The organism is Chitinophaga sp. NPDC101104 (genome assembly GCF_050277495.1).
Classification (GTDB): domain Bacteria; phylum Bacteroidota; class Bacteroidia; order Chitinophagales; family Chitinophagaceae; genus Chitinophaga.
Genome location: NZ_JBNNSF010000001.1, coordinates 1424740 through 1440537 on the forward strand (window position 1 = coordinate 1424740; position 15798 = coordinate 1440537).

At 54.4% G+C, this 15798-nt stretch carries 10 protein-coding genes, 1 tRNA gene and 1 pseudogene; 3 read left to right on the forward strand and 9 right to left on the reverse strand.

What is annotated here, in order from left to right; translation table 11 throughout:
- Positions 1-6 precede the first annotated feature (6 nt).
- From ACQKLP_RS05865 to ACQKLP_RS05890, 6 genes are read right to left on the reverse strand one after another with little or no spacing between them, the layout of a single operon-like run.
- Positions 7-1491 carry a sialate O-acetylesterase gene (locus ACQKLP_RS05865; RefSeq protein ID WP_427320957.1) on the reverse strand — a complete coding sequence of 495 codons (1485 nt, stop codon included), beginning with the start codon at positions 1489-1491 and terminating at the stop codon, positions 7-9.
- Positions 1467-2681: an AGE family epimerase/isomerase gene (locus tag ACQKLP_RS05870; protein ID WP_427320959.1), complete on the reverse strand. Its 1215-nt coding sequence runs from the start codon at positions 2679-2681 to the stop codon at positions 1467-1469. The genes ACQKLP_RS05865 and ACQKLP_RS05870 overlap by 25 nt, the downstream gene beginning before the upstream one ends.
- Positions 2682-2695: 14 nt before the next feature.
- A complete protein-coding gene (locus tag ACQKLP_RS05875) occupies positions 2696-5314 on the reverse strand; it encodes a sodium:solute symporter family transporter (RefSeq protein ID WP_427320961.1) in 2619 nt (872 codons plus the stop codon).
- A 5-nt stretch (positions 5315-5319) separates the two neighbouring features.
- Positions 5320-6255 (reverse strand): dihydrodipicolinate synthase family protein, encoded by a 936-nt coding sequence (locus ACQKLP_RS05880; protein WP_427320963.1) that lies wholly within the window; start codon positions 6253-6255, stop codon positions 5320-5322.
- Between the two features lie 32 nt (positions 6256-6287).
- A complete protein-coding gene (locus tag ACQKLP_RS05885; protein WP_427320965.1) occupies positions 6288-7859 on the reverse strand; it encodes a RagB/SusD family nutrient uptake outer membrane protein in 1572 nt (523 codons plus the stop codon).
- Positions 7860-7881: 22 nt separating this feature from the next.
- Entirely contained in the window at positions 7882-11256 is a 3375-nt protein-coding gene (locus ACQKLP_RS05890; protein ID WP_427320967.1) for a SusC/RagA family TonB-linked outer membrane protein, read from the reverse strand.
- Between the two features lie 225 nt (positions 11257-11481).
- Between ACQKLP_RS05890 and ACQKLP_RS05895 the strand changes: the two genes are divergently transcribed.
- Together ACQKLP_RS05895 and ACQKLP_RS05900 are read left to right on the forward strand one after the other, a co-directional pair.
- Positions 11482-12192 (forward strand): FadR/GntR family transcriptional regulator, encoded by a 711-nt coding sequence (locus ACQKLP_RS05895; RefSeq protein WP_341843132.1) that lies wholly within the window; start codon positions 11482-11484, stop codon positions 12190-12192.
- A gap of 72 nt (positions 12193-12264) precedes the next feature.
- Positions 12265-12338: transfer RNA gene (locus ACQKLP_RS05900), tRNA-Asp, on the forward strand.
- A 790-nt stretch (positions 12339-13128) separates the two neighbouring features.
- On the opposite strand, the pseudogene ACQKLP_RS05905 reads toward ACQKLP_RS05900, so the two are convergent.
- The 3 genes and pseudogenes from ACQKLP_RS05905 to ACQKLP_RS05915 all read right to left on the reverse strand — a co-directional run.
- Positions 13129-13911, reverse strand: a pseudogene (locus ACQKLP_RS05905) (recombinase family protein); the annotation flags it as partial.
- Positions 13912-14333: 422 nt separating this feature from the next.
- Positions 14334-14582: a hypothetical protein gene (locus ACQKLP_RS05910; RefSeq protein ID WP_427320969.1), complete on the reverse strand. Its 249-nt coding sequence runs from the start codon at positions 14580-14582 to the stop codon at positions 14334-14336.
- Entirely contained in the window at positions 14563-14877 is a 315-nt protein-coding gene (locus tag ACQKLP_RS05915) for a hypothetical protein (protein ID WP_427320971.1), read from the reverse strand. Before ACQKLP_RS05915 ends, ACQKLP_RS05910 begins: the two co-directional genes overlap by 20 nt.
- 353 nt (positions 14878-15230) lie before the next feature.
- Between ACQKLP_RS05915 and ACQKLP_RS05920 the strand changes: the two genes are divergently transcribed.
- A complete protein-coding gene (locus ACQKLP_RS05920) occupies positions 15231-15473 on the forward strand; it encodes a helix-turn-helix domain-containing protein (protein ID WP_427320973.1) in 243 nt (80 codons plus the stop codon).
- Positions 15474-15798 lie beyond the last annotated feature (325 nt).

Here is a 15798-nt window from a genome sequence, read left to right on the forward strand (position 1 = left end):
CTGTTTTTAAGGTTCGATACGGAGGCGGAACGTGGATGCCGGCAATCCGGCGGCGTTCACGAGGTTTGCGTCCGTAAAGGGCTGCCATCCGTAATATACGAAAGCAGGCTTTCCGGTTGACGGGATTTCCACGGTATTTCCATGAACGGAAGCCCGGGCGGGATGCATTCCGTCCAGCGAAAACCCCTTCAGCAAGGTTCCCCCGGCCACCGCCAGTCCCTCCGCCCATTTGAAATGAAGAATGATTTTTCCCTGCCGGTACACCGCCTTTTCCACCAGCGGGCCCGATGGTACCACGTTCCCGAGTTTATAAAAATCGTGGAGCGCCCAGGCGGCGAGGCGGTAGCCTACGGTGCGTTTGTCGGTAGGGTGCACGTCGTTGCGGGCGCCCACGTCGCTGGAAACGGCCATGCCGGTGTTGGGCGTCCGTTGCAGTATCCGGCGCTGTTCGTCGCGGAATTGCGGCCATAGCTGCGATCTGTAACCGGAACTGTCTATCGAGGAAAGCTGCACGAAGTAACAGGGCACGCCGGGCCAGAAGGCCCTGTACGCCTGCACCATCACATCGAACAACCTGCCGTATTCCGCCACCCGTGCGGTTTCCTGTGCATTGGTCTCTCCCTGGTAGAAGAGCACCCCTGCCACGGGGTTGCCCGTCAGTCCCCGCAATCCCTTATCGAACGCGAACCCGGGTTTATAACCATGCGCAGGGCCTCCGGCGCTTGTATCGTCGCCACGGTTCTGCCGCCCGCGCTCCCTCGACCAATCCGGCAACGAGGGATTGCGGAGCCAGTTGCCCCGTGCCTTGCGCGCAAATGCGCTGTCGGCCAGCAGGGCTTCTTCCGGCACGAACGTTTCCAGCGGAGCGCCGCCGATGGCAAGGTGCACCAGGCCCACCGGCACGCCTGCCGATGCCGTCACTTTCTCCGCGAAAAAATACGCCACCGCGCTCATATCCGCCAGGGAGGCGGAATCGCAGCGTTGCCAGGCGCCGGTGTAAAATTCGCCGTTGTCGATGCGCTGCAGCAGGCTGTCGGGGAAAAGTTGGTTGTAAATCCCTTTCCCCACGTACGTCGGATTATACCAGCGTACCGGCCCGTGGGTGATATTCCGGCGCGCTTCGGCATAATGCGCTTCGTTGCGCATTGGGAATTCCATGTTCGACTGCCCCAGGCAAAGCCAGACGTCGCCGACGAGGAGGTCTTTCAGGACCAGGGTGTCCTTTGCCGCCGTGATGCGCATATCCGCCGGCCGTGCGTTCGCTTCCAACGGCCCGATGCGGATTTGCCAGCTGCTGTCTTTCCCGGCACGCACGGCGGCGGATTTTCCGGAGAAGGTAAGCTGCACGGTTGCGCCGGGCGGGGCTTTGCCGCTGATGGAAACGGGTTTCCCGCGCTGGACCACCATATGGTCCATCCATTGCGGACTGATCTTTATCTGTCCGAAAGCCGTTGCAGGCAAGATTATCAGCCATGCGATGCTCCTGACCATACGGCGTTCTTTTGCAGGTGATTGTTGAGGATTTGCATGCAATACCATTCCTGCCGCGGCAAATGGAACGGGCCTTTGAACAGGTTGCCCTTGGCCGTTTGCGCGATGCTGCCGTCGCGGTGGAGGTAGCCGTACCATTCGCCGTTTTCCTTGTCGTGGAAGCGGGTGTAGGAATAGTCGTGCACCATCCGGTGCCATTCGGCATATTTGGGATTGCCCGTTACCAGGTAGGCGAGGAGCGTGGCGATGATGGCTTCGTTGTGCGGCCACCAGAACTTCATGTCCTGCCAGTATTCCTGCACGGGTTTGTTGTAGACGTCGCGGAAATAGAGGATACCGCCGTGCTGGTGGTCCCATCCGCGTTCCCACATATAATCGAGCATGCGGCAGCCGAGGTCGATGAGCCGGGGATCGTTGCCGCGATGCACCGCTTCGTGCAGGATGAACCACGCGCCTTCGATGGCGTGCCCCGGGTTGAGGGTGCGGCCGTCGATATGATCGATGATGCTCCCGTCCGGCGCCACCTGTTCCATCACGCAGCGGATATCGTCTTTCACGAAGTATTTTTCTATTTCACCGATCCATTGGCTGATCAGCGCATCGCAGCGCGGATCGCCGATGGTGTCGCGGAGTTGCTGGGCGGTGTTGAGCATGATCATGGGAACGCCGATCCCTTTGGCCGGGCGCGTAGGTTCGAATTTCGGATCGAGCAGGCCGGGTGTGGTGGCGTATTCCACGCATTTGCCGAACAGCTCCCGCGCGCGGGTGGCTGCTTCTTCGCTTCCGGTGGCCCTCGCATAGCCCGCCATGGCGATCACGGCAAAGGTTTCGGAGAAGAAATAACGGCGCTTGCGGATGGGAGCGCCGTTGCGCGCCACGTGGAAAAACATCCGCCCGTCGGTATCGAAGCAATGCCGGTTGAGGAAATCATATCCCAGCTTCGCGCCTTCCAGCCACTCCGGGCTCTGCACCACGGAATTGTATAGGGTAGACAGCAGCCAGGTAGCCCGTCCCTGTATCCAGACAGCCTTGTCGTCGTCTATGAGCTGGCCGCCGGCATCGCGCATGAGGAGGAAACCGCCATGCTCGTGGTCGTACGACCGCGGGAACCAGAACGGAACGGTGTCGTTCAGCAGTTGGCCGGTGTAAAAGTCGCGCAGCGCTTCGAGTTCGGAAAAGGAATATTGCATAAGTCGTTATTTTTTTATCGATAGATGGTTAAACCGGAAATGTTTTGTGTTTTCGGGAAAAGCACGCTCCAGCCGTATCCGGCTATCACGCAGGAAGCGAGCCCTGTGAAGGCGTACATGAGCAGGTGCATGTCGGTGAATTGCAGCAGCAGGACCTGTATCGCCGCGCTGGCCACGAACCCCGCAACGGCGCCGGCGTCCGTGGCGCGGCGGGTGAAGATCCCCAGCACGAAGAGCCCGCCGACCCCGCCGGTAAACAGGCCGAGGATGAGGTTGAACTGGTCCCACAGCGACGTGGCGCCATGTTCCGCCATCGACCAGGCGATCCCCGTTCCCGCGAGCCCCACGATCAGCGTGGTGAGCTTCGCGGAACGGAGATAGAATTTGTCGCCCTTCCCGGGTTGCAGGCGCCGGAGGAAATCATTCACGAAAACCGTGGAAACCCCGTTCAGACTGCCGTTGAGGCTGCCCATGGCCGCGGCGAAAATGGCGGTGATCACCAGTCCCGCCACGCCGGTGGGCAATTGCGTCACGATGTACCAGGGGAAAATGGTGTCCTGTGCATCCAGCGCCATGTTGACCTGCCCGGGATGATCGCGGTAAAACAAAAAGAGTAGCGTGCCGATGGCAAAAAATATGATGGTAGACGGAAGGGTAAGCCAGGCGCCGAGCTTGAGGCTGCGAACGGCCGTTTTCTCGTCGGGCGTGGTCAGGTAGCGTTGCACCACGGTCTGATCGCAGCCGTACTGGATGAGATTGAGCGTGAACCCGCCGATGATCACCACCCAGAATGTGGCAGACGAAAAATCGAAACGGAAATCGAACAGCTTCAGTTTGTCGTATTGTGCGAGCGTCCGCGAAACCGCCGCCCCGTCGCTGGTGAGCGACATCGGGATGAGTACCAGCGCCAGCAGCGCGCCCGCCAGCAAAATGATCACCTGAACAACTTCCGTCCAGATCACCGCCTCGATGCCGCCGAGCACGGTGTAAAACAGGCTCACGGCGCCCATGAGGAGAATGCTCAGTTTAACGTCGATACCGGTTACGACAGACAGGGCGATGGCCGGCAGCAGGATCACGATGCCCATCCGCCCGAGCTGCAATAAAATGTACATGCCCGCGGAAACGGAGCGCACGGCGTAGCTGAACCGTTTTTCCAGGTATTCGTAAGACGATGTAACCCCCAGCCTGCGGTAATAGGGTATGAAAAAGCGCACCACGAACGGCATGCAGCAAATGATGGTCATGAGGAGGAAGAAGTACGTCCAGTCGGTGGCATAGGTTTTCGCCGGAATGCCGATGAACGTGATGGCGCTCAGTTTGGCGCCGAAGATGCTGAGGCCCGTTGCCCACCCGGGGATTTTTTCGCCGCCTTTGAAATAGTCGGCGGTGGAATGCTGGTGCCGCGACGTCCACAGCCCGATGATCACCATCCCGATGAAATACAGCGCCAATACGATGTAGTCGGTGGTGGAGAAGAAAGACGGTTTGCTGATGGAGCCCCGCAGCACGTCGATGGTCCGCGTGCCGGGGCGCACCTCGCCGCTGGGGATGTAAATGTCGCCGTTCCATTTCATGGCGGTAGCGGTGACCGGCGCGGAGTAAGGGAGCTGGCCTGCAACGGTCCAGGTGTCGGTAATAGTATTGTATAAAAGAACGTCGGTATTAAAACCGGGATGGTTGTTGAGTATGCGTAATTTTTCTTCCGTCAGTTCCGTTTTGGCTTCGCCGGTTGCCCGGGAGATTTGCGCGTTGAGGGTTTCGATCCGGTGGAAGATGTTGCCCTTGTCGCCGCCGGCCACCAGGATGTAACTGGCGCCCGTAGCCACTGCGGTGGCGGCGGAAAGATGGGTGATGCCTTTTTCGTCTTGGATGGGCGCGATGGCCGACCAGCGGTCGCCTCCAGGGTCGTACCGCCAGGCGGCGGAGCTCAGTTCGCTGATACCGGAATCGGTACGCGCGCGGCCGCCGATAAGGAATAGTTGTGTTCTGGAACCGTTGGATTGTGCCACCAGCACGCTGTGGGAAAGCGGTTTGGGAATGGGCGAAAGTTGCTTCCATTCGGGAGCGGGGGAGGAGAGATCGATGGAAAGGAAAGCGTCGGAAACGCGTTCGTTGTTTTCACCGCCGGCCACGAAAACGGTGGAGCCGATGGCGGTGGCCGAAGCGTTGGTCAGCGGGAAAGGCAGGGATGGCAGGTCTTTCACGGCTACATGCCCCTGCCATTGAAGGAGGAACACTTGCGCGAGGGGACCGCCGGCATTTTCGCCGCCTATGCACACTACGCCCCCTGGCACGGTGGCACTGGCGCCATAAGCGACAGACCGGCCGAGCGGGAACGTGGAAACCGTATCGCCGCGGAGTACATAGACTTCGTTGCGGTAGGTTTTGGTACCGCCGGCCCAGGGTTTGGCGTCGGGGAAATTGGCGCCGCCGGCCAGGAGCAGCACATTGTTGTGTACGCCCGTGAAGGCCCCCGCAACACCAGGTTGCGGGGCGCCATCGGGCAGTTCGGGCAGTTTGGCGGCAACATCCCATCGGATATGGTTCGGTTGTTGCGCGCTGCCTTTATTGATCCAGGAAAAAAACAGGCTTGCTGTCAGCATGAATCTGATGTCTCGGATGAATCGCATGTTATTCAGGAATGGGTCTTGGCCGCGGGCCGGGATTTAAATTGATCGAACCCCAACGCGGCAACGTCTTCTTTAAACAGCTCGAACTGTGCGCCGCTCATGTTGGAGACCGGAAGACGGAATTCCCCGCAATCCAGCCCGATCAGTTTCATATATGCTTTTCCGGTAGCGATGCCGCCGTATTTGCCGAGCAGGCGGATCATATCGATCGACTGCTGTTGCAACTGCGCGGCCTTTTCAAGCTCACCGTTTTCGAAAGCTGCTGTCAACAGGTGATACAGCGGCGCCGCATAGTTGAACGTGCTGCCCACGGCCCCTTTGGCGCCGATGGCGAGCGCCGGCAGCATGTTTTCGTCGCGGCCCCAGAGCATGTCGTACTTACCGGCTTTGAAATTCCGGCACGAAAGGAAGTCCATGAAATCCTCGTGCGTGTATTTCACCCCGGCGAAGTTGGGGATCTTCCCGTCTACGGCCTGGAGCAGATCGTACATCGCGAAGCCCACACCGTTCAGCACGGGAATATGGTAGTAGTAAAACGGCATGCCGGGCACTACGGCGGCCAGTTCTGCGCAGCACCGGGCCAGGGCTTCCACGCTGGCGGGCTTGAAGTAGAACGGCGCGGTGAACGAAACGGCGTAAATACCCGCGTCTCTCGCGTGCAGCGCCAGCTCTTTACAGTCGGCCAGGCAGGTGCCGCCGAGCAGGAGCATTACTTTGAAATCGTCGTCGCCCCGGGAACATTCGGCCCAGGCCGTGGTCACGGTTTTCTTTTCGGCGACGGTCATGGAGACGCCCTCGCCGGTGGAGCCGCAGATGAAAGCGCCTTTAACGCCGTTGGCTTTCAACAGGCGGTAATACTCCGGGATCAGTTTCGTGTTCAGTGCTCCGGCCTCGTTCATGGGCGTGAAGGGAGCGGCAATCAGTCCTTGCAAATGTTTCATGCGCTTCAGAATCGTTGATGATGGATATTGGGTTATTGTGGTTTGGCGGTCATGTATCCGGGTGTCTGGTTCACGAGCGGATCGTTCGTCCAGATGGCGGGCTCCACGGGCCAGAGGACCTTGTATCCCTGGGTGGCTTTATCGAGCACGCCGAAAGGATGCGCGGCGGATTTGAATACCATGGGCTGGCCTGCCACCTGCATGCGGCGCAGATCGTACCAGCGTTTGCCTTCGAACACGAACTCCTTGCTCCGCTCCCGGAAAATCGCCAGTTCATTGGCGTCTTTGCTGCCGTTCACGAAAGGCGTGGGGTCGTTGCCCGGCCCGTAAGCCCTGTCGCGGATGGCTTTGATGTAAACCGTGGGGTCCTGGCCCTGGGCATTGGCGATCTCGGCGAGCATGAGCTGCCGGTCGGCTTCGCGGTATACCGGCCAGTCGTCGGCGAAATAGCGCTTGTTGGCATCGATGGTGCCGAGGAACTTCACCAGGGCGGTGTTGCGGACGGTCACCACGTAGGGCGTGGTGCTGGTGGTCACTTTGTAGTAATCATAGAAGGTGGCATTGCGGCGGGTATCTGCCACATCGTACGACTGGAAAAGCTCGAACGTATACCGGTACCGCTGTATCACCTGAAGGGAGTTCACATCTGCGATCTTCAGCGGATCAACAAGGAAATTGCCCACTCCTTCACTCACGAGCGAATCTTTATAATGCAGCCCGTTGAAGTTGAACGTCGAATACAGGTGAGCCGCTACGTTCATTTCCGATTCGGCCACACGGTAACGGATGGCGAAGATGATTTCCGCATTTCCCTTGTTGTTGTAGGCGAACACGCTGGCGAACGAAGGCAGCAGCTGATAGCCACCGATGGCAGTGAGCGCGGTTTTCGCTTCGTTCAGATCGGCGGTGTTGCCGTATACTTTGGCAGACCAGAGAAAGATTTCGCCTTTCAGCATCCTGGCCGCATCGGGCGTGAACTGCGTTTTATCTGCGGAAGCCGAAGTGCCGAAGAATTGCATCGCCTGGTTGATGTCGCTTTTCACGAGGGCGAGCACCTCCGCTTCGGAAGCTCTTGCCTTGCGCAGCTGCACAACGTCGGTGGTGCCGTTGAGGACTTCCGGTTCGGTACGGATGGGCACGCCGCCGTAAGTGCGCAGTAGCTGGAAATAATACCACGCCCGCATGGCATAGGCCTGTCCGAGGAGGTAATTTTTCTTTTCCGTGGAAAGGAAACCAGACGCGTTGGCTTTTTGGATAAAGAGGTTGATCTGGAGGATCGGTGCGTAAAATCCGGCCCATCCCGAAACGCCCGCAGAATTCTCCTCGATCCGCTGTTCGATGACCTGGAGCTCGTTGAGGGAAGTGTTCTGCACGTCCACGTTGCTCATGCCGCCGCCGCGCATTTCGCCCAAACGGTAAAACATGAACTGGTTATCGCGGAACTGTTTGTGCAGCCCCACCATGAAATTGACGACCTGCGTCTCGTTCTTCCAGAAGTTGCCGTCACCGAAATAGTCTTCGGGCGACAGTTCCAGCGTTTTTTGACAGGAGGCGAACAGTACCGTGACGATCAGCGCCTTCGCGAAATATGTAAGTTTTTTCATTTCGGAAATTTTTTTGGATGGATTAGAAAGTAAGGTTGGCGCCGAATACGAGTTGGGTAGGGATGGTGTAGGCGCTGTTCTGCGAACCGGTGCGCTCGGGCAGTTTCAGCTGGCTGTTGGTGATGTAGCCGAGGTTCTGGCCGGTTACCGTGAGGGTGAGCCCCGTGATCCGCGCGGGCTTCAGCAGGCTGGCAGGCAGGCTGTAGCTGAGGGATACGTCGCGGAAGCAGAGGTAGCTGGAATTTACCCAGAACATGCTGCTGGGCCGGTCGTAGTTCTTGGTGTTCAGTTGGTCGGCCCAGGTGTAGCGGGGATACTTAGCGTCGGGGTTCTCCGGCGTCCAGGTGTCTTTCACCGCCGTGGAGGCGTTAAATTCTCCCTGGAAGCTTCCGAGCGACCACATCTGCATAAAATCCTGCTGGATATGCCCCAACGCGAAGTCGACACGGGCAAACAGGCGGAAGTTCTTCCAGTTCACCGTGGTATTTATACCGCCGGTCCAGCGGGGAACGGAGCGCCCGAGCCTGCGCATATCACGGTAATCGATCGTATCGTTTTTATCGAAATCGTGCCACATCATATCGCCCAGTTTGGTGCTGATGTGGTTGGTGAGCCCTTTTTCGGTGATGAGCTGCTGGCTGGCCACGCGCTTCCCGGCGGCGGCGCCGTATTGCGTTTCGCCTGCCGCGATGTCGATCTTGTTGTAGGATGCGAGGTCTTTGTCGTTACGGATGATCCCGTCGCTCACGAACCCATACACATCGCCCCATTCCATTCCTTCCTGCAATCCGCCCACCCAAACGAGCCCGCCGGTAGCGGGGTCGTACACTTGCTGGCCACCCTGGCGGTTTTTGTCGTTGCCATTGTAGGGGAGCTTCACGATGGTGTTTTTGTTCCAGCTGGCATTGGCGGCCACGGTCCAGCTCAGGTCTTTTTTCTGGATCACTTTTCCGCTCACTTCCATCTCGAACCCGCGGTTGCGCATGCTGCCGTTATTGGTGCGGATGGATGAGATACCGGAGGATGTGGGCAGCAGGATGTTGGCGATTTTGTCGGTGGTTAGCCTGTTGTAATATGCGAAAGACGCTGTGATGCGGTTGTTGAGGAACCCGAGCTCCGTTCCCACTTCCACTGTTTTCGATTTTTCCCATTTCAGCTTCGGATTGGCGATACCGGTCTGCAGGTAGCCGGTAACGCCGTTGTAGGGCGTTTGTGTGCCGTACGAGCCCTGGAGCTCATAAATCCCGATGGCGTTGGCCGTGCCGATGCCGATGTTGCCGTTCATGCCCCAGCTGGCGCGGAGTTTTAGGAAAGAGAGCCAATCTTTCACGCTGCTCATGAAATCTTCTTCATGTGCGAGCCAGCCCACGGAAAACGCGGGGAAGGTACCGTACTGGTTGTCGCCGATGAGGCGGGAATACCCGTCGCGGCGCACGGTGAACGTGGCGAGGTATTTCCCGTCATAGTCGTACATCAGGTTGCCGATGCCCGACATGATCCTTTCGCGGTTGTGCCAGGAATCGGTGCCGCGGGTTTGGGTCAGGTTGTTGTTGAGGGTGAGGCCCAGGTCCATGAAATCGTCTGTGGGCGCAAGTCTTCCGCTGGCGGACACGCCTTTGTTATACGCATCGTAATATTCGAAACCGGCCATGGCGTCGAGGTTATGCTTGCCGAGCGATCCTTTGTAGTTGAGCGTGGCGTTGTACGTCTGGCGGATGGTGCGGTCGAAGCCGGCGGAGCTGGAGCGGTCGCGGTTCCAGCCGGTGTTTGGATTGGTGAGGCTCAGGAGGCCGGTGCGGAAATCCTTGTTGAAGGATTCGTCGAAGCCTTCGTCGTACATGAGGATGGCGCGCACGCGGCCGTAGAGTTGTTTGGTGAAATCGATTTTCAGTGCCTGGCTGAGGGTGAATTTATCGGTTTGGAACTTGCGGATGTATTTGTCGGCATTGACGATGGGGTTGCCGTCGCTGGCGTCCCTGCCGAGGATAAGTTCGCCTTTGGCGTTGGTGCCGCGCATGGTGGGCGGGGCGGAGAGCATGCGGCCCCAGTAGTTGGATTCGCCATTGTTCAGGCTCTGATCGCGCCAGTTAGCCATGGTGTACTGGAGGCCCGTTTCGGAGGTCAGCCAGTCGCGGATTTTGTAATCGCCGTTGCCCGTAAAGGAAATGCGTTTGTAGAAAACGTTGATGGGCAGGCCTTCTTCGTCGTAGTAGCCGATGTTGGCGTAGTATTTCCCGCGGTCGTTGCCTCCGCTCATGCCCACGTTGTAATCCTGTGTTTTGGCGGGCGATTGGAAGGCGTAGTCGCCGTAATTGAAGTTCTTGTACAGCAGTTGGGCGTTGGTGCCGTTGGGATCGTATTCGCCGGCGGCGTTCGTTTTCACGGCGTCGGTCATCACTTTCCAGCCGTCGTTGGCATTGAGCAGTTCGCGGTTGGCGTCTGTGAGGCGCATGGTGGACCATATGGCGCGGGAGTCGTAATTACCGTCGAGGATGTTTCCCTGGGCGTCTTTATAGAGGTTCCCGGTGCCGCGGGGGCCAACGCCCGCGAGGGCAGTGGGGGCCAGGGTGCCGTTTTTGATGGCTTCCACCACACCGAGGCGCGTCCAGCGGATATAATCTTCCGCATTCAGGAATTCGTAAGGCGAATTGAGGTAGCTGTAACCGTGTTTGGCGTTGAGGCTGATGGAGGAGGTGCCGGCCTTGCCACGTTTGGAGGTGATGAGCACCACGCCATTGGAGGCGCGGGCGCCGTAAATAGCGGTGGCGGATGCGTCTTTGAGGACTTCTACGGAAGCGATGTCGTCCGGGTTGATGTCGCTCATGGAGCCGCGGACCTGACCGTCGATAATAATCAAAGGACTGCCTGACCCGTCGAAGTTGGTGCCGCCGCGGAGCACGATGCTGGGCAGGGCGCCGGGCCTTCCGGAGCCGGTGGCCACGCGAACGCCGGGGATGGTGCCGGCGAGGGCCTGGGCGGGGTTGGAGCGGAGGCCGGTCTCGAGGATTTTGTTGTCGAGTTTGGCGATGCTGGAAGTGAGTTTTGACCTTTTGGCGCTGCCGTAGCCGGTTACGACTACTTCATCCATTTTGGAGGCGGCGGAGGCGAGGACGATGTTGATGCGGCGGTTCTGGCCGACGGGGATTTCCTGCGGGGAGAATCCGATGTAGGAAACGGAGAGTACGTCTCCGGGTTGCGCATCGATTGAGAATTCGCCTTTCGTGTCGGATTGAACGGCTTTCTTTTTGGCTTTGATGACGATGGTGACCCCGATGAGCGGGGTGTTATCGTCTCCGGAGGTGACTTTCCCGGTGAGGGGCCCGGATTGCGACCGGGCGGAGATGGAAAGGAGGAGGCTGGTCAGGAAGACGAGGCCCCGTAAGCACGCGAATTTCATAATGGAGAGGAATTTTGGTTGTATTATGTATAACATAACAAAAGTAAACAAATCCAGGAAGAAGCCAATTTTAAATCGGGATTTTGGGTTGCGTTAACAAAAAATCAAGAAGTTTACATGATAAGGTGTTGATATACAGCTAGATTATTTAAAATTTTGGAATCGATTGTTTAGCGAAGATTTACAATGACAATTCCTATATTTGCCTTATAAGTAATACATATTATGAACCTGGTCGATCTAAAAGACAGTTTAAAGACGGTGGATACCAGTTCGCTGGTAGACAAGGTGGAGGCTAACCTGGTGGCGTTGTTGCAGGACCGGAAGCTGAAAGTGGGGGATTCGATCCCCAAGGAGCTGGAACTGGCGGAGGCGCTGGGCGTGAGCCGTACGGTGGTGCGCGAGGCCTTGCTGCGCCTGCGCATGATGGGGCTGATCGAGTCTAAAAAGAAGAAGGGCGCGGTGATCACGAGCCCCGATATCCTGGACATCATGGGCAAAAGCATGAATCCCTACATCCTGAGCGAAGAAACGCTCAAGGATATTTTCGAGATACGTTTGGTGCTGGAGATCGGAATGGCGGATTTGCTGTTTCAGAACCTTCGTCCACAGGATATCGAAGACCTCAACAACATCGTCAACAACGAGCCCGCGAACGTGGGGGAGAACCATATATTCAACATCAGCCACGAGATCGCGTTCCACGGAAAATTGTACGAGATCACGGGGAATGCCACGCTGAAGAAGTTCCAGAAAATGCTGTTGCCGGTGTTCGACTACGTGCATCACAGCGGCTTGCTCGGTAAGCAGTCTACCGTCCGGAATTTCGTCAGCCACAAGGGGTTGGTGGATATTCTGCAAAACGGTTCCCCGGAGCTTTTCCGAAACGCGATGCGCAATCACCTGGAGAATCATTTCGCCCGGCTTTTCGATTGAGCATAATTTTCCGGAAAAAAAATTGGTCAATTAAAAATTAAATCTTTTCTTTGCTGCCCCGAAAGGGGAAATGGATCGGTAGTTCAGTCGGTTAGAATGCCGCCCTGTCACGGCGGAGGTCGCGGGTTCGAGTCCCGTCCGGTCCGCAGAAGGGGACAAATCATCTAAAAAATGATTGTCCCCTTTTTCGTTTTTAGTCAAATCCCGCTGTAGTTGGGCGATTCGGACGAATAGGGGATTGATGTTTTCGGTTCGATAACCACCTTTTTTACGGTCATAGAAAATTCCGGTCGGGAAGATGAGTTTTTGTAGTTTTTCTTGTTCGTTGATTTCGCTGGAAGTCCACGTGGTAGGTAATCTGGAGCAAAATTCAACGACTGATTTTACCTTCTCTTCCAGGTTCGATATTGTTACCTGGCATTTTCCCAGTTCGAGGTTGATTTCATCCCTTTCTTTTGCGTATCGGAAGGCGAGTTTCTGAAATGATTCTTTGGTCATTTCATTCAGGGCGTAATATTTCTCTTCAATAGCGTCGATCTTCTTATCCACTTCTTTCAGGCGTTCGTTGTAGATTTTCTCTTGTTCCCTGTTCCCGGCGGTTGATTCGTAGTACGCCTCGATTAGCGCCTGTTCGACATATGGGATGCAGTTTTCATCTACGGAAAGTTCTTCCAATAGTTTCACGAAGTCATCGTGCATCAGTTTGGCGCTACGGTTACAACGGCAGCCGATGCGGTTGCATTTGTAGTACCATAGGTTTTTAGCCTTTACAATGTACCCGGTGAAGGGGATTCCACATTCCCCGCAGCGGATGAAGTTCTTCAAAGGCAAGGCTGCTTCTTCTTTTTTGTGGGGCACTCCGTAGCCTTGAGCCTTTTCATTGATCCCGTTGATTTTTAAGAACAGCTCCTGGGAAATCAGCTTTTCGTGTTTTCCTTCCACCACCTTTCCGTCCAGCAGGCTGTGATTGATGATACCGCAGTAGAAAGGGTTTTGCAGGATTTTCGTGAGTTGCTGTTTGTACATCTTTACGCCCATCGCCCGCAGTCGGGTGACGATCTCCTCGTTCTTCATTCCTTCGGCTTTCCACACGAAAGCCTTGCGGATCTTCCTGCCGATATCATTCACACGGATTTTCCTCTCTCCACCCGACCGCACTATCTCGTAGCCCTGGGGCGGCAGTGTTACCCAAATGCCAGCTTCGAATTTCTGCCGCATGTTGATAATAGTGCGCTGCCGTCGTACTACGTTATCGTGCTTACTGAAGATCAGGTGGATGTCCTGCTGGAAGGAACCATTGGGGTTGGAGGTATCGATTGGCTGGGTGACTGAAATAACATGAATCCCATATTGCTCCAAAAGATCGTCCTTCAGCTTGATCGCCGCGCCGCCCGTCCGGGAGAACCGATCGAAAGAGTAGACAAATAGGTATTTGATCCGCCCTTTATTGACCGCGATATAATCCAGCATCCGCTGGAACTCCTTTCGGCCGTCGGTCTTGGCGCTTTCGTAGGTGCCGCCGAAGTATTCTACGATGGGGATTTTCAGATTGGCGGCCTCCCGGTCTATCAGCGCCTTTTGCGTGGATAGGCTCATGTTGTGTTCGTATTGCTCTTTGGAAGAAACCCGCGTGTAAGCGATGCTATTGTTCACTAGGACGGCGGGGGCGCTGCTTCTGGAGGGCTTTGCAAACTTTGAGAAGGAGTTTAGAGATGACATGTTCTTTCAGTTTTAAGTAAAACCTATTATGCGGCGGTTTTGACGGATTCCTTAGGGAGATTTACCACCGTATTCTTTTCGGGTAAAGCCAATAGGATTTTGGCTAAGAGTTTTATACTATCAATTAGTCCCTCCTTCTGATCATCTGTCAAATGACCGAAGGAGGGATTTTGGCGGAGGGATTCAGTCCAGTTGGAATGTGGAATTTTTGGGCTCATGGCATTTTTTCAAGCAATATGCCACTTCTCAAATAGTCAGTTCCGGGATTTACCGGGATTTTCCGGCTTTTTTTCGTTTTTCCTCGATATTTCACGAAACAACCAACCACCGCTGACAGGGTTTTCAAATGATTTTTAAACATCGGCAAACATTTCCAATCATTTTCAACTGGTGCGCAAATCGTGCGCAAATGGAAAACCGAATCAATTTGCCCTCTTGGTTGCGTCTTTCGGGGGAGAAATGGCATATGTCACCGAGTTCCATAAAGGCGAAGCCAGGGTAACAGATTCGTAGCTGATGGGGATTCCGGGAAAGACAAAGGGACTAGTAGCTTCAAAATGGAGGGTAAGGAATGCACCTTTGATGGAGGGGTTGACTTCCAGGAGCAGTTTGAACATTTCGGTCATCACCAGCTCCAATTCCTCGCGATTTTTAATGATTAAGTTTGTCATAACCAAGGATTAGGGTGTTGATGGCTGTGTTTTCGTCTTTTCGTTCTTTGATGATTTGTTCTGTAAATACCTGCATTTCATGCATTAAGGAGAACGCGATTTTAAAAATGACATCCTCTTCCGGTTTTCGAATTAACCTTGAATAGGCGAGGCTACGTGTAAAGGTCTGGTCGCTCCAGCCGAGTTCCTTACAGACTTCCTCCTTGAATCTGCGGGCAAGCTGGGTGTGGGCATAGAAGAAAAAATAGTGCTTGGAAAGGCAATAGCCTAGTTGGTCGGTCAACTTGACTTTCATAAATAATGGAAATGACGGGTGAGAAAATGGGGTGCCTGGGAACTAACGAACAAAAAATGGCGTGGGTTAGTTCCTACCAAGCTGAAGGGCTACGACACCCCGTACGAGATAAGAACGCCCACACCAGTATGATGCAGGCGATTTACCTAATCTCTCGTACGTTTGAAAGGTCGTAGTTTTCAGCTAGAGAGTAAAGCAAATTCGCTTTTTATATTATTGAATTGCAAATGTAATTAACTAGGAAGTATTCATTGACTTAAAGTTTCATCGAAAATAAGTGAAATTATTCACATAACCACAATATTGTGGTTGTTAATTTCTGGCTATTAAGTTTGCTTTACCTCCAAAAACAAATGGAAAGTAAGCAACATACATCAGTCATTGACTTATATGTAATAAATAAAGTGAGAGAACTCAGAGAAAAGGCTGGAATGCGGCAAACTGATTTATCCCAACATCTTGGTTTAGCTGATAGCTTCGTGTCTAATGTAGAGAGTGAAAAACAAAGGCACAAATATAACATACGGCATTTGAATGAATTGGCGAAGGTGTTCAAATGTTCTCCGAGGGATTTTCTTCCTGAATGGCCTATTTAACTTTATTGTAGCTTGAATTAAGTTGGTTGTTATCCTGCAAGTTGCTAGACGTTATAACATGGAGTTAGATGAGTACTAGTAAAAAATGCATATCCTTCGAATGAAATTTAAAATATCAAAAACGGCTACCGGAAATGTTGTACGATTTTCAATTAAAAAATTGTCTGCATGATAAAACTAAATAAAATATCTTTTTTTTTAATAAAGTAATATAATGTTTTCTTTCTAAACACCCTGAAAAAAATATTACATGTGAACTAAATAAGGTAAGTAATTGTTTGTAATGCAAATAAAAAATTGTTACTTGTTCATAATTCGACCAAAA

Bases quoted from the DNA above. Each gene is read 5' to 3' on its own strand.
- ACQKLP_RS05865 (WP_427320957.1), bottom strand. From the start codon at position 1,491: ATGGTCAGGAGCATCGCATGGCTGATAATCTTGCCTGCAACGGCTTTC.
- ACQKLP_RS05910 (WP_427320969.1), bottom strand. From the start codon at position 14,582: ATGACAAACTTAATCATTAAAAATCGCGAGGAATTGGAGCTGGTGATG.
- ACQKLP_RS05880 (WP_427320963.1), bottom strand. From the start codon at position 6,255: ATGAAACATTTGCAAGGACTGATTGCCGCTCCCTTCACGCCCATGAAC.
- ACQKLP_RS05890 (WP_427320967.1), bottom strand. From the start codon at position 11,256: ATGAAATTCGCGTGCTTACGGGGCCTCGTCTTCCTGACCAGCCTCCTC.
- ACQKLP_RS05870 (WP_427320959.1), bottom strand. From the start codon at position 2,681: ATGCAATATTCCTTTTCCGAACTCGAAGCGCTGCGCGACTTTTACACC.
- ACQKLP_RS05895 (WP_341843132.1), top strand. From the start codon at position 11,482: ATGAACCTGGTCGATCTAAAAGACAGTTTAAAGACGGTGGATACCAGT.
- ACQKLP_RS05920 (WP_427320973.1), top strand. From the start codon at position 15,231: ATGGAAAGTAAGCAACATACATCAGTCATTGACTTATATGTAATAAAT.
- ACQKLP_RS05875 (WP_427320961.1), bottom strand. From the start codon at position 5,314: ATGCGATTCATCCGAGACATCAGATTCATGCTGACAGCAAGCCTGTTT.
- ACQKLP_RS05885 (WP_427320965.1), bottom strand. From the start codon at position 7,859: ATGAAAAAACTTACATATTTCGCGAAGGCGCTGATCGTCACGGTACTG.
- ACQKLP_RS05915 (WP_427320971.1), bottom strand. From the start codon at position 14,877: ATGAAAGTCAAGTTGACCGACCAACTAGGCTATTGCCTTTCCAAGCAC.